The organism is Spongorhabdus nitratireducens (assembly GCA_947387575.1).
Lineage (GTDB): Bacteria > Pseudomonadota > Gammaproteobacteria > Pseudomonadales > Endozoicomonadaceae > CANDOC01.
Map to the genome: position 1 here is coordinate 111,234 of CANDOC010000009.1, position 13,578 is coordinate 124,811.

Annotated in this window: 14 protein-coding genes and 1 other RNA gene; 11 read left to right on the top strand and 4 right to left on the bottom strand. The window is 50.9% G+C overall.

From position 1 onward, the window contains the following. Positions 1-468: 468 nt before the first annotated feature. The 5 genes from petA (at position 469) to ACYZZ0_RS16645 (ending at position 4,601) form a co-directional block, all read left to right on the top strand. Positions 469-1,071 (top strand): ubiquinol-cytochrome c reductase iron-sulfur subunit, encoded by a 603-nt coding sequence (petA, locus tag ACYZZ0_RS16625; protein WP_461537776.1) that lies wholly within the window; start codon positions 469-471, stop codon positions 1,069-1,071. Next, entirely contained in the window at positions 1,071-2,285 is a 1,215-nt protein-coding gene (locus ACYZZ0_RS16630) for a cytochrome b (RefSeq protein WP_461537777.1), read from the top strand. The genes petA and ACYZZ0_RS16630 overlap by 1 nt, the downstream gene beginning before the upstream one ends. Further along, positions 2,285-3,040, top strand: a complete 756-nt coding sequence (locus tag ACYZZ0_RS16635) for a cytochrome c1 (RefSeq protein ID WP_461537778.1) — start codon at positions 2,285-2,287, stop codon at positions 3,038-3,040. The genes ACYZZ0_RS16630 and ACYZZ0_RS16635 overlap by 1 nt, the downstream gene beginning before the upstream one ends. A gap of 300 nt (positions 3,041-3,340) precedes the next feature. Next, a complete protein-coding gene (gene sspA / locus ACYZZ0_RS16640) occupies positions 3,341-3,970 on the top strand; it encodes a stringent starvation protein SspA (protein ID WP_461537779.1) in 630 nt (209 codons plus the stop codon). Between the two features lie 196 nt (positions 3,971-4,166). Beyond that, the gene (locus ACYZZ0_RS16645; protein ID WP_461537780.1) at positions 4,167-4,601 is read left to right on the top strand and encodes a ClpXP protease specificity-enhancing factor; all 435 of its coding nucleotides are present in this window, start codon (positions 4,167-4,169) and stop codon (positions 4,599-4,601) included. 70 nt (positions 4,602-4,671) lie between these two features. Here the strand turns inward: ACYZZ0_RS16645 and ACYZZ0_RS16650 are convergent, their stop codons facing one another. From ACYZZ0_RS16650 to ACYZZ0_RS16665, 4 genes are all read right to left on the bottom strand, one after another. Beyond that, the gene (locus ACYZZ0_RS16650; RefSeq protein WP_461537781.1) at positions 4,672-5,250 is read right to left on the bottom strand and encodes a BON domain-containing protein; all 579 of its coding nucleotides are present in this window, start codon (positions 5,248-5,250) and stop codon (positions 4,672-4,674) included. A 60-nt stretch (positions 5,251-5,310) separates the two neighbouring features. Beyond that, positions 5,311-5,898, bottom strand: a complete 588-nt coding sequence (locus tag ACYZZ0_RS16655; RefSeq protein WP_461537782.1) for a phosphoheptose isomerase — start codon at positions 5,896-5,898, stop codon at positions 5,311-5,313. A gap of 107 nt (positions 5,899-6,005) precedes the next feature. Continuing rightward, positions 6,006-6,380 carry a YraN family protein gene (locus ACYZZ0_RS16660; RefSeq protein WP_461537783.1) on the bottom strand — a complete coding sequence of 125 codons (375 nt, stop codon included), beginning with the start codon at positions 6,378-6,380 and terminating at the stop codon, positions 6,006-6,008. A gap of 66 nt (positions 6,381-6,446) precedes the next feature. Next, complete coding sequence (locus ACYZZ0_RS16665; RefSeq protein ID WP_461537784.1) at positions 6,447-8,285, bottom strand: penicillin-binding protein activator; 1,839 nt, start codon at positions 8,283-8,285, stop codon at positions 6,447-6,449. A 171-nt stretch (positions 8,286-8,456) separates the two neighbouring features. Here ACYZZ0_RS16665 and rsmI point away from each other — a divergent pair, with 171 nt between their 5' ends. From rsmI to ACYZZ0_RS16695, 6 genes are all read left to right on the top strand, one after another. Beyond that, complete coding sequence (gene rsmI / locus ACYZZ0_RS16670) at positions 8,457-9,299, top strand: 16S rRNA (cytidine(1402)-2'-O)-methyltransferase (protein WP_461537785.1); 843 nt, start codon at positions 8,457-8,459, stop codon at positions 9,297-9,299. 66 nt (positions 9,300-9,365) lie between these two features. Then, positions 9,366-9,741, top strand: an RNA gene (gene rnpB, locus ACYZZ0_RS16675) — RNase P RNA component class A. Positions 9,742-10,101: 360 nt separating this feature from the next. Further along, positions 10,102-10,557, top strand: coding sequence for a division/cell wall cluster transcriptional repressor MraZ (gene mraZ, locus ACYZZ0_RS16680; protein ID WP_461537786.1), 456 nt, complete (start codon positions 10,102-10,104; stop codon positions 10,555-10,557). Continuing rightward, positions 10,557-11,474 (top strand): 16S rRNA (cytosine(1402)-N(4))-methyltransferase RsmH, encoded by a 918-nt coding sequence (gene rsmH / locus ACYZZ0_RS16685; protein WP_461537787.1) that lies wholly within the window; start codon positions 10,557-10,559, stop codon positions 11,472-11,474. Before mraZ ends, rsmH begins: the two co-directional genes overlap by 1 nt. 6 nt (positions 11,475-11,480) lie before the next feature. Further along, positions 11,481-11,777 (top strand): cell division protein FtsL, encoded by a 297-nt coding sequence (gene ftsL, locus ACYZZ0_RS16690; RefSeq protein WP_461537788.1) that lies wholly within the window; start codon positions 11,481-11,483, stop codon positions 11,775-11,777. After that, a complete protein-coding gene (locus ACYZZ0_RS16695; protein ID WP_461537789.1) occupies positions 11,774-13,576 on the top strand; it encodes a peptidoglycan D,D-transpeptidase FtsI family protein in 1,803 nt (600 codons plus the stop codon). Before ftsL ends, ACYZZ0_RS16695 begins: the two co-directional genes overlap by 4 nt. The last annotated feature ends 2 nt before the right edge of the window (positions 13,577-13,578 follow it).

The following is a 13,578-nucleotide window of genomic DNA, read 5'->3' on the forward strand; positions in this document are numbered from 1 at the left end:
CAATTTCAGTCCGGATTATTTGTTCGAAAAACCAATTGATTTGGATTATCAGTCACGACTTTTTTCGTGTCGGGGGCTTATTCCTCTTGCATGTTATTCGCACTGATAAAGGTCAGTGTTTTCTAAATAAAAAGTGTGTGATCGCATGGCTGTATCGAGCCAAAGAATGTAATATTACGCACTGTTTGCAGAATGGGTGTGGTAATTGCGTAGCAAAAGGGATTTCTTTACCATGCCCACCGTTTTACTGTGAAGCTCGGTTTTTGTTCGCGGGGCAAATTGATAGGGATTGGCTGTTCTCATAATCGGTTGCTCGCATGCCTGTTGCCCGAATGGATATTCGCGGGCTGGTGCTGGTGAGAAATAGCTGTCGCGAAAACTAAAAGACCAGAGTCGCTCAGGAATGTGCACAAGAAGTAATACGAGCACATGCTCTGATGGGAGACTTGCTCTGATGGGGAGAGTTAAATGAATAACGACGGCGTTAATAAAGGCCGGCGCCGCTTTCTTGTGGCGGCGACTTCGGTCGTCGGTGCTGCAGGGGCTGTAGGTGTGGCTGTGCCTTTCCTTGGTTCCTGGAATCCGAGTGCCAAGGCAAAAGCGGCAGGTGCGCCAGTCAAGGTGAACCTGGACAAGGTAGAAGCAGGACAGCAGGTTGTCGTAGAGTGGCGTGGTAAACCGGTTTTTATTGTACGCCGTACCCAGGAAATTCTGGACAATCTCGCGAAGCAAGACGAGCGGATGCTGGATCCGTCTTCCAAGGAAGATACCCAGCAGCCTGAATATTGCCAGAACGAATTCCGTGCCCGTCAGGATCATAAAGAGATTCTGATTCTGGTCGGACTTTGCACGCATCTGGGTTGTTCACCCAAGTTCCTGCCTGAAGTAAAACCAATGGACTTCGAGGCCAAGTGGATGGGTGGCTATCACTGCCCTTGTCACGGTTCCAAGTTTGATCTGGCTGGTCGCGTTTATAAAGGGGTGCCAGCGCCTCTGAACCTGGAAGTGCCTCCTTATCATTTTGTCGATGACAGCACCGTGATCATCGGTGAAGACGGGGGTGTAAGCTGATGGGTGAAAAATTCATGGGGTGGGTGAATGAGCGCCTGCCGGTGACCCAGGTGTGGGAAGATCACTTAAGCAAGTACTACGCACCGAAAAACTTTAACTTTTGGTATTTCTTCGGCTCCCTGGCGCTGCTGGTTCTGGTTAACCAGATTCTGACCGGCATCTGGCTGACCATGAGCTATGTACCGAGCGCTGAAGCTGCTTTTGCTTCCGTTGAATACATCATGCGTGATGTAGAGTACGGCTGGATTTTGCGTTACATGCACTCCACCGGTGCCTCTGCATTCTTTGTGGTGGTTTACTTCCACATGTTCCGTGGTCTGATTTACGGTTCCTACCGCAAGCCGCGCGAGCTGGTGTGGATCTTCGGTATGGCAATCTACCTGCTGCTGATGGCAGAAGCTTTCATGGGCTACCTGCTGCCATGGGGTCAGATGTCTTACTGGGGTGCCCAGGTAATCATTTCCCTGTTCGGTGCGATTCCGGTTATCGGTCCTGACCTGCAGCAGTGGATTCGTGGTGACTTCCTGATCTCCGGTATTACCCTGAACCGCTTCTTTGCGCTGCACGTTGTTGCACTGCCAATCGTTATTCTGGGCCTGGTGCTTATGCACATCATTGCCCTGCACGAAGTCGGCTCCAACAACCCTGACGGTATCGAAATCAAGAAGAACAAGGGCCCGGATGGCATTCCGCTGGATGGTATTCCGTTCCACCCGTACTACACCGTGAAAGACATCGTAGGTGTGGTTGTTTTCCTGTTTGTGTTCTGTGGTGTCATCTTCTTCTATCCGGAAATGGGTGGTTACTTCCTCGAGCACGCCAACTTTGAAGAAGCAAACAGTCTGAAGACCCCTGAGCACATTGCTCCGGTATGGTACTTCGGTGCGTTCTACACCATTCTGCGTGCGATTCCTGACAAGCTGATGGGTGTAGTCGGCATGGGTGGCGCGATTGCCATTCTGTTTGTGCTGCCCTGGCTGGATCGTAGCCCGGTTAAGTCCTGGCGTTACAAGGGCGGTTTCACTCGTGCCCTGATCGTTCTGTTTGCCATTGATTTCATTATTTTGACATGGCTGGGAACCAAGCCGGCAACGGACACCTATACCCTGATAGCGCGTATCGGAACTGTTTTCTATTTTGGCTTCTTCCTGTTGATGCCGTGGTATTCCGTCTGGGACAAGACCAAACCGGTACCGGAAAGGGTGACAGGCTAATGAAAAAGATAATACTGACCCTCGTAATGAGCATGATGCCGGCGCTGGGGCTGGCAGCGTCCGCGGGCTACCCGTTGGACAGCATTGATCTGGATCCGTCTGACAAGGCTTCACTGCAGCGTGGTGCAGCGCTGTTTCAAAATACCTGTTCCGGTTGTCACTCAACCAAGTTTCAGCGTTATGAGCGGGTTGCAGATGACTTGGGTATTCCTCATGACCTGATGATGGATAACCTGGTCTTCACTGATGCCAAAATTGGTAACTTGATGGAAAACTCCATCCGTGAGCAGGATGCCAAGAAATGGTTTGGGGCGGCACCGCCCGATCTGACCATGGTGGCACGAGTGCGTGGTGCGGATTGGCTCTACACCTATCTGCGGACCTTCTATGAAGATCCGAAGCGTCCCTGGGGTATGAACAACAAGGTATTCCCTGATGTCGGTATGCCTCACGTTCTGCTCGAGCTGCAAGGCATGCAGATTGATACCTGTGGCAAGGATGATGATCCGAGCAGTATCGATCCGTTGACCGGCGAGAAGATGTGTGGTCTGCAGGTTGACCCGGATCGCAAGGGTTCCATGACCCCGGCTGAGTATGACCAGGCCATGTACGATCTGGTTAACTTTCTCGGCTACTCTGCCGAGCCGATGAAGATGGAGCGTCAGCGCATCGGTATCTACGTGATGCTGTTCCTGCTGGTATTCTTCATCTTTGCCTACCTGCTGAAGAAGGAATACTGGCGCGACGTTCATTAAGACGTTTCGTTAGCATTTTCGAGTCTTCAACGCGCATGCCGTTTTCGCCGCAAGGTGGAAGCGGCATGTTGCGTAGTAAGAGGGGGGCGATTTGTGCTAGTATTCCCCGTTACCTGTATGTTCCGGATTTATACGGGTTCGGACATAAATTAATTTTCAATGTGATTGTGTCAGGTTTTCAGGTCGGTTTGTTCCGTACCGCTGGTGTGCTTCGTTCAAGCTTCCCGGGTGCGTCATCTGTAATCCTGTGCATCGTTGCAGTCATTTCTGACCTATAGATATGTAGGCGGGGGTAAGTAGATGGGCGTAGTCGCCAAGCGTTCCTCGATGACCTTCTATTCTGATCCAGCTGACCATTACAGTCACCGCGTGCGCATTGTGCTGGCAGAAAAAGGTGTTGCTGTAGATATTCGGGATGTTGACCCGGAAAACAAGCCGGAAGAGCTGGCGGATATCAATCCCTATAACAGTCTTCCTGCTCTGGTAGATCGTGACCTGGTTTTGTATGAATCCAATGTCATGATGGAATACCTGGATGAGCGTTTCCCGCATCCGCCGCTGCTGCCGGTTTACCCGGTAACTCGCGCCCAGAGCCGTCTGATGATGTATCGCATTCAGCGCGACTGGTGTGTACTGGCTGATGAGATCCTGGATCCGAAAACCAAGGAAACTCCGGCTGCTCGTGCTCGCAAGGCCCTGCGTGAAAGCCTGCTGGCTGTTGCACCGATTTTCGCAGAAAAGCCATACTTCATGAGTGAAGAGTTCACTCTGGTTGACTGCTGTGTGGCACCGCTGCTGTGGCGTCTGCCGGTACTGGGTATTGAGCTGCCGAAACAGGGCAAGGCGATTCAGGATTACGCCTCTCGCCTGTTTGAGCGTGATTCCTTTATTGACAGTCTTTCAGAAATCGAAAAAGAGATGCATCTCTGATTCGGTTTGCGGTGTGTCCGCTGTTTGATATACCGCTACGCTGAAGAAAAAAGCAGGCTTTGTGTTATCGCAAGCCTGCTTTTTTTAACTTGGAATGCCGCCATTTTTATTCTTCTTTGGCAGGCATTATCTGCACGCTGACTCTTGTTGGGTGCGGAAACGATTCTGCAACAGATGTTGGGGAAGCAGCATGACAATGACGAGCAGTCGCCCCTATATTGCCCGGGCGCTGTATGACTGGATTCTGGAGAATAACTGTACACCACATATTCTGGTGGATGCTGTTTATCCGGGAGTTCGGGTTCCAAAGGCTTACGTCAAGGATAATCAAATTGTTCTGAATGTTGCCCCGGCAGCGGTCAGAAATTTTGAAATGGGAAATGAGTGGTTCGGATTCGAAGGCCGTTTTGGTGGTGTTTCTACCCGAATCGAATTTCCTGTGGGTGCCCTGATGGCGATTTATGCGCGAGAAAATGGTCAGGGCATGGTATTCGAAATTGAAACCGGGAATGAGCCACCGCCCGAAGGTGATGGTGAGTCTACGGATATCATGAAGCCGGTTGAGCCTGCGGGTGGTGATGATAAACCGCCTAAAAAACCGGGGCGTCCGAGTTTGCGGGTTGTAAAGTAAGTCGTCAGTTATAAGCAAGTGGTCCGGTCAGGACCACTTGTTGCTGAATGAATGCTAATGAGAGATTGATTCAGCGAATATATTCAAAGACCTTAACCACTTTCTGTACGCCATAGACCTGGCGAACAATATTGGTGGAGATCTGGGCTTCTTTTGGCGTGACGATACCCATCAGGAAAACGGTTCCGTTTTCTGTCAGCACCTTTACCCTTTCACCCGAGCTGTTTTCTGCAGTCAGCAAAGCTGTTTTAACTTTGGTTGTGATGTAAGTATCACTACTGCGGGTTAGCAGGGAGGTTGGTCCCCTTACTTCCAGCTCATTATAAACTTTCCGTGCCTGCTGGGTTTTTATGGCTGTCTGTTCGGCCAGCGTTTTGAGTTTGTCACTGGGAACCTGACCTGCAAGCAGCAGAATGCCATTAAAACTGACAACGACAACATGTGCCTGCTCAAAGGCCGGGTCGGCTTTGAGGATGTTCACCCCGGCTACATTTTCAATAATCTCGTCATCGATTCTGGCTCCCAGGCTTCGGGATCCCTTGTCCTGTTCTATCGGGCCTTCATTTACATTGCTGAGTATTGTGGTGCAGCCATTGAGTAATATTGAGGCTGCCAGTCCCAGCGCCAGTCCTTTCAGATTTCTTGCCATTTCAATCGTCGTGGTTTGTTGGAGTGGTTCGCACTCGCTGGTTTTTATCTTTGCCTGGAATCAACCTGCGCTTCCAAACAGGTGTTCATCGATCAGGTCACAAAAGCAATGAATCAGCAGCATGTGCACTTCGTGCACTCTGGCCGGTACACTGGACGGCACGCGCAGTTCAATATCTTCCGGTTGCATCAGGCGGGCAACATTGCCGCCATCGTTTCCAGTCAGGGCTATAACAATCATTTCCCGGTCATGGGCGGCCTGTATTGCCTGAATAATATTGGGTGATTGTCCGGTCGCTGATATTAAAAGCAAAATGTCGTCCGGTTGCCCCAGAGCCCGTATCTGCTTTGAAAAAATTTCGTTATAGCTGTAGTCGTCAGCAATAGATGTCAGTGTCGATGTATCTGTGGTCAGTGACAGCGCAGGCAGTGACGGCCGCTCCCGTTCAAAGCGGTTAAGCAGTTCGGATGAAAAATGCTGGGCATTACCAGCAGACCCGCCGTTACCGCATGTCAGGATTTTGCCTTCATTCAGCAGAGTCTGGGTCATGATCTCTGCAGTCTGGTCAATCAGCGGCGTTAAGGCTTCCGCAGCCCTGATTTTGGCATCAATGCTGTCAGAAAAATGGCGGGTAATTCTTTCCTGCATGATGACGTTCCTTGGATTGTTGTCTGCAGCAGTACGAGTTTACAGTTAAAAGGAGAATTTGATCATTCGCAAGTTGCGAAGTCCAGAGCCATATGTCTGATTACGACTCAGAATGACTGGAAAGCATCTTTTATCCAGCTAATAGCGGGGCCGGTTGGTGATCCCTCGAGGGCAATTACGTCAAATCGGCAAGACTCGGATGAAGCGTTGTGCTGTTGCAGATAATGTTGAGCTGTCTTGTAAATTCGTTGTTGTTTACGAGCAGTCACTGAATCAAGTGCGCCACCGTATTTTTGATCTTTACGGTAGCGTACCTCGATAAAAACAAGTTGTTGCCGGTCTTTCATAACCAGATCAATTTCGCCTGACCGGCAGGCGTAGTTCCGGGCGATGAGTTTCAGCCCCTTCCGGCAAAGATAGCGTAATGCCAGATCTTCACTGTTTTTCGCCTGATGGGACAGGTTTTTCAGCGTCCAGAACATTATCCCTCTCGACTCTTTTTGGCTACGATTTTTTACTGCGATGTCGATGGAATAAGCCGATCGTCGTTAACCGGCTTTGTTTCTTTTTGAGTCGCTATTGCCAAGGAATCTTGGCTGGCCGGAGCGAAACACATACCAGTCCAGCTTTCTCTGAACTTGCTGATCCTTGATATAGAGCTCTCCGGTGAAGCCTTGTATTTTGGTGCCCTGAAGTTCGGTTAGCTGTGGTATCAGAGTGTGAATAAGCCAGCTGTCGGCGCCCAGGGCGTAAAGGCTGCTGTAACTGCCCCCGGCTTTGTCTGGCCAGGTGTCTTCTATGTCAGCCTTGAGCGGAATACGCAATTTTGATCCGGGAGTAAGCCATGGCATGAGAGGAATTCTAATGCCATTGAGGTCGGCATCTCTTTCGGGGTCAGAAGTGCCTGAAAAAGTGCTGGATGTCGTATAAGTGGGCAGCTTGCCAGCATACTGGTATGCCAGTGCAGGTTTGATCTGGCGAGCATTAAATGGATTGGCTGCGATAAATACCGCGTCAATATCCTGTCGTCGACGTCCGCTGAAGTTCAAGGATTGTCGTACTACTCTTTGCAGCTGGCTGGACCGCTTGTTGCTTTCATCAACGAGAAGCAATTTGCCGGTTGTCTGAGTGATATCATCCTTGCGGTCATATGTGAGGCTGCCTGCTACAGATCCGTCCAGCTGTTCCCAGTAATCCTTGAAGCTGGCTGCAACTCGCTGGCCCCAGTCAGACTCAGGAGTGAGAATCACGACTCTTTCGTGTCCATCCAGTCGAGCCCGGCGAGCAGCCTGAATCGCTTCTTCTTCCGGAGAAAGGCCGAACTCCACAATGGCAGATGAAGGTTGTGTTTTTTGTTGCGGGTAGTTCAGGCTCAAAACCGGCAGTGGCGGTTCAAATGTGTAAAGTGACTCTACCTTGTCTTTCTCCAGGGGGCCAACCACCAGATCAGCTCCCAGATCTTTAGCCTGCATAATCAGGTTTTTGACGGGGCTGCTGTTACTGTCAAAAAAGGTGATTTCGGGACGTTCGGCTTTTGCATTGCTGGCATAAAAAGCTGCCATAAAACCGTCACGCACAGCTTCACCTGCACGTTGCAGGGGACCGCTTAATGGTAAAACCAATGCGATATGACGGGGCTGATGAATTTTGGCTTGTTGCAGCAGGTCAAGAATTTCCCGGGCCTGGGTGGATGCAGGGTGGTTGGTCCAAAGCTGCAGCCACTGTTGCAGACGCGGAATCTGTTCATCAGGTGAAGCTGCACCGTTATAGGCCAGCGCCAGATTGAGCCAGCCACGACGGTCAGTGTTATAGGCAAGGCTGGCCATACGCTGCAGCGTTTCGGGTTGAATCTGAATCAGGCTGCTCCACAATGCCTGATTTTGCTGGCTTGTCTCTTCTGCGGTTGTCGTTAATGCCAGTGCGTCAAACCATTCGTCAGCTGCGGCCCGGTATTCGCCATAAAGCTCGTATGCTTGAGCGCGAAGGTTATGAAGCCGAATTTGTGTCCCGGAGCGACTGTCATTAAGTACTGCCGGCAGATCCAGCCATAAAAAGGCATTGTTCGCTTCCAGCCGGTGAATCGCAATTTGGGCACGCTGCAGCGCATACTCAGGCTTTTCTGCCAGAGGCAGGTTGTCGTAGTAAAGTGTGCTCAGGCGGGCGGTGGCTTCACGATAGCGTTCGGCTTCCAGCAGTTTGTAGGTCTCCTGCAGCAGAGGGCGCAGGCCGGCAGTATGATCTGTTTTGGGTGTTTCCTGCTTTGATGTGCCTTGACTGATAACAGGCGCAGGGAGGCTGCCTGTTTGCTGTGGCGGTGTCGAACAGGCGGCCAGCAAGATAGTTGCTATTGGAAGAGCCAGTCGCTGAAGACGTAATCCTTTTAACATTGGCATTGTTCAGGCTGTATTTGTGTTGGGTAATCGTAAGTGCTTGCCAGTCAGTTTTCCAGACCTGTCCCTGATTGATTGGGTTGTTGTATCAAGCAGGCCCTAAAAAACTCTCGTCATTCAGGCAATACAGGTAAAATGCACGTTGATATTGAATGAGGTGACCTGATTGTGGATACAGCGCTGTATGTGGTGGCAACGCCCATTGGTAATCTGGGAGATATGACGCCACGAGCTCTGGATGTGCTCAATAATGTCGATGTTATTGCCGCTGAAGATACCCGCCATAGCAGTCGTCTGATGCAGCATTTCGGGATTCGAACCCGGCTGCTTTCCTGTCATGAGCATAACGAGTCTCAGGTTTCCGAGCGTATTGTGGGCATGTTGCAACAGGGACAGTCTATTGCTTTGATTTCTGATGCTGGTACGCCGCTGATTTCTGATCCCGGGTATGTGTTGGTTAATGCGGTGCGGGAAGCAGGCTTTAACGTGGTGACTATACCGGGAGCCTGTGCGATTGTTGCGGCTCTTTCTGTTTGTGGTCTGGCCACTGACCGTTTCACTTTCGCCGGTTTCCTGCCAGCCAAAAACAAGCAGCGCCGGGAACGGCTGGAAGAGTTGGCTGTAATGCCTCACACATGGGCTGTTTACGAATCGACTCATAGAATCGTTGCCTCGCTGAATGATATGAAAAGTATCTTTGAAGCCGATCGCAAGGTTGTGCTAGCCAAGGAGCTGACCAAATCATTCGAAACTGTGATTCAGGGTACAGCCGCCGAGCTGATTGAGTGGATAACAGAAGATGAAGCTCGTCAGAAAGGCGAGTTTGTGCTGCTGGTAGAAGGTTGTGCTTCCGAAGATGCAGCAAGTGCAGTGATGGAGCAGGATGCGCTATTGAGAGCGCTGCTGGAAGAAATGCCGGTCAGCAAAGCGGCCAAGGTTGCTGCTAAATTACTGGGTGTTAAAAAGGGCGAGGTGTATAACCGTGCGCTGGAACTGGCAGGTGATTCATAAAATATGCGTTTTGATATGAGTGCGTATTGCTCATAGCGGCAATGCCATTCATAATTGACCGGATTGCGAGCTGGCCGGGCAGTCGCTGCTGTCATTTTCATGACAGGGGAGGAAAGTCCGGGCTCCACAGGACAGAACGCCAGGTAACGCCTGGGGGGCGCAAGCCTACGGAAAGTGCCGCAGAGAGTAGACCGCCTAAGCTGTCAGGTTTCCTGATAGCCGGTAAGGGTGAAAGGGTGCGGTAAGAGCGCACCGCGTGACTGGCAACAGTTCATGGCAGGGTAAACCCCGTTCGGAGCAAGACCAAATAGGAACTCGATGGTGTGGTCCGCACTGAGTTCGGGTAGGTTGCTTGAGGTGTGTGGCGACATGCACCCTAGAGGAATGATTGCCAGCCATCTTTGATGGTATACAGAACCCGGCTTACAGGCCGGCTCGCAACCCCTCTTTTATTTCCTCTGATGTTGTTTCAGTCGTTCGTTGTTTTCATTTTTTTAGCTTTGTTTGAAATACAACGTCAGACTTTATATCTCGACTTATGCTGAGATCTGAAGGGAGTCGCCGCTATATCATTTGTCGGCAGGTTTCCGCAGGTACTTAATTTTATTGATTTTTTCTGTCCTTTCAGACTCGGTCGAAGCATATTTTTTTTATGAAAATCAATAAATTGTGAGTTTTTAGAGAGGCTCCTGACCGCTTGACGCCGGGGTTTGGCATTCCTATAGTGTGTGCTAGTGTGGTGTGAAGTGGGTGAAAGTGGTTTTTTATGGCTTTTCAACAGGGAATAGTGGAGGCCTGAAGCTTGTTTCGCGGAGTCAATGCAATCAATCTTGATGCCAAAGGCCGGTTGGCGATTCCAACCCGCTACAGGCAGTGCCTGCTCGAACAGAGTGAGGGGCAGCTGGTTGCGACTATCGATACCGACGAGCCCTGCCTGCTGATCTATCCGCTCCCTGCCTGGAATGCCATTCAGGAGAAAATTGAAGCGCTTCCGAGTTTTCACCCGATGACTCGACGTATTCAACGATTATTAATCGGCCATGCGACTGATCTCGTGATGGATGCGCAGGGCCGGATTCTGTTACCCCCTTTATTGCGTGAGTATGCAGGTTTAACAAAAAAAACCATGTTACTCGGGCAGGGAAGGAAATTTGAATTATGGGATGAGGCCTGCTGGATGAAGCGCCGGGATGAATACCTGGATGAAGCCAGTAGTGCTGATGAAACCCCTTTGGAGCTGCAAACGCTGTCGCTGTAATGAGCCAGAAACTACATACAACCGTCCTTTTGAATGAAGCTGTTGATGCCCTGATGACGGATGAATCCGGCTTTTATATAGATGGCACATTTGGCCGGGGAGGTCATACCCGCCTGTTGCTGGAACGGCTGGGGCCGGAAGCCAAAGTACTTGGTGTGGATAAGGATCCACGGGCAATAGCTACCGGAGAGCAGCTGTCCGCAGAAGATAACCGGTTCAGCATCGTGCATGACTCTTTTGCTGAAGTCGGAAAACATATTAATCAACCGGTGGACGGTATTTTGCTGGATCTCGGGGTATCCTCACCCCAGCTCGACGAAGGCGAGCGTGGTTTCAGCTTTCTGCGCGATGGCCCGCTGGATATGAGAATGAATACTTCAGCTGGTATGAGCGCAGAAGAGTGGCTGAATACGGCTGAAGAAAAAGAGATCAGCTGGGTGCTGAAAACTTATGGGGAAGAGCGGTTTGCCCGCCGTATGGCGCGTGCAATCATCGAGCGCCGGCAGGAAGCACCGTTGAAGACCACCGGAGAGTTGGCCAAACTTCTGTCTGATGCCAATCCGGCGTGGGAAAAAGGCAAACATCCGGCGACCCGCTCTTTTCAGGCTATCCGGATCCATATTAACCAGGAGTTACAGGATCTGGAAAAAGCACTGGATGAAATGCTGGAGTTGCTGCGTCCCGGCGGGCGGCTGGTTATTATCAGCTTCCACTCACTGGAAGACCGGATGGTGAAACGCTTTATTCGTGATCATGCCCGTGGTGGAGACTTGCCTCCGGGGCTGCCGCTGATGGAAAGCCAGATTGCCAGACGAATGAAGCCGGTAGGCAAGGCGATCAAGGCGACAAAAGAAGAGGTTTCCGATAACCCCCGATCACGTAGTGCTGTGATGCGGATTGCTGAAAAACTGGTTTAAACCGGTATGGATCTGACACCACTCAGAATTTTGGCGCGGCGCACTCAATACACGGTGCTGGCGATGGGAATGCTGGTGATTGTGTCAGCAGTTGCAGTGGTTTACACCGCACATGTAAACAGGGTGTTGCAGAACGCACTGCAAACTGAAGTAGGAAAGAAAAACCGGGCCCAGGTCGAGTGGGGGCAGTTGCTGCTGCAGCATAGCACCCTGACTTCACCGAGTAGAATCGACCGGCTGGCAAGGGAAAGGTTGGGCATGGAGGCCCCGAGCGTGGCTGATACCATAGTGGTTAAACCATGAAAAATAACAAGAACACTGATGTCAGGAAGAAAAAAACAGGTATGGCGCCTTATATGGGGCGGCTGTATCTGATTTTTGCTGTGTTTGCTTTTGCAGTCTCTATTATTGGCTGGAAGTTGTCCGATCTGCAGGTGGTGAATAATGAACGCCTGCAGGGTGAAGGTGACAAACGTCAGGTTCGCTATGAGACGGTTGCGGCTCACAGGGGCATCATTCTTGACCGCAATGGCAGGCCACTGGCAGTCAGTACGCCAATGATGGCTATCTGGGCCAATCCTAAGGAAATGCTTGGTAAGAACCTGAAACCGGATGAAGACGTACCAGTCATTGACTGGCATGGTCTGGGTCGGCAACTGGGTATCAAGCCTGAAGATGTTCGTCAAAAAGTTCATAGTTACTCTTCCAAAGGCTTTATCTATCTCCGCCGGCAAATGACGCCAGCCAAAGCGGCGGCGGTGCTTGATCTGGATGTGCCGGGAGTTTATTCACGAGAAGAATCCAAGCGCTACTACCCTGCCGGGGAAGTGACAACTCACCTTGTTGGCTTTACCAATCTGGACGAAAAGGGTCAGGAAGGGCTTGAGCTGGCTTATGACGAATGGCTCGATGGTAAGGAAGGCGAGCGTAGAATTATAAAGGATCGGCGCAACCGGCTGGTAAAAGAGGCCGAGACAATTTCAGGTGCCGAGCCTGGTAAAGAATTAATGCTCAGTATTGACCTGCGGTTGCAGTATCTGGCTTACCGCGAACTAAAGCAGGCGGTACAACAGCATGGCGCGCGTTCTGGCTCGCTGGTGATGGTCGATGTGAAAACCGGTGAGATTCTGGCTCTGGTGAACTCTCCTTCTTTTAATCCCAATAATCGCAAATCCATCAAGCCGGAAACACTGCGTAATCGGGCAGTCACCGATATATTTGAACCCGGCTCAGTTATCAAGCCTTTCACCATTGCGGCGGCACTGGAGAGTGGTCGATATACGCCAGGTACTGTCATTGAAACATCTCCCGGTGTTATGCGGGTTGGCCGGAACTATGTGCGGGATGTGCGTAATTACGGCCGTATCGACTTAACAACTGTGCTGACCAAGTCGAGTAACGTAGGTGTCAGCAGAATTGCACTGGATCTGGGGCCTGGGTCCCTGCTCGAAATGTTTGAGCGGATTGGACTGGGTGCCACCACAGGATCGGGTATTCCGGGAGAGCAAACCGGAGGTCTGCCGCTGATGCGGGAGCGCTGGAGTAAAATTGAAACGGCAACCCTGGCTTTTGGCTATGGCCTGTCAGTAACACCGTTGCAGCTGGCGCAGGCTTATACCGTGCTGGCTGCTGATGGTATCTACCGTCCCTTGACGCCCCTCAAACGTGATGTGGTGCCTCAGGGAGTAAGAGTGATGTCCAGCTCGGTCGTTGATCAGGTTACCGAGATGACAACCCGTGTTGTGACCCAGGGAACTGGTCGCCGAGCTAAAATTCCCTCCTACTCGGTTGCAGGTAAAACCGGGACAGTTAAAAAAGTCGGACAACAAGGCTATCTTGATAATCGCTATGTAGCGAGCTTTGCAGGGTTTGCACCTGTTAAGGACCCTCGAATTGTGACAGTTGTGATTCTTGATGATGTCGGTGGAAAAAATTATTACGGTGGTGTTGTTGCTGCACCGGTATTTTCCAAAGTGACTGGCGGAGCGTTGCGGATTCTCGGTGTAAAACCGGATGAGGTTGCGCAGGGCAGTCAGCGTAATATCGTCGCAAAGAATATCGTCGCAAAGAATAACGTCACGGTTCCAAATGGTAAGGGTTGATG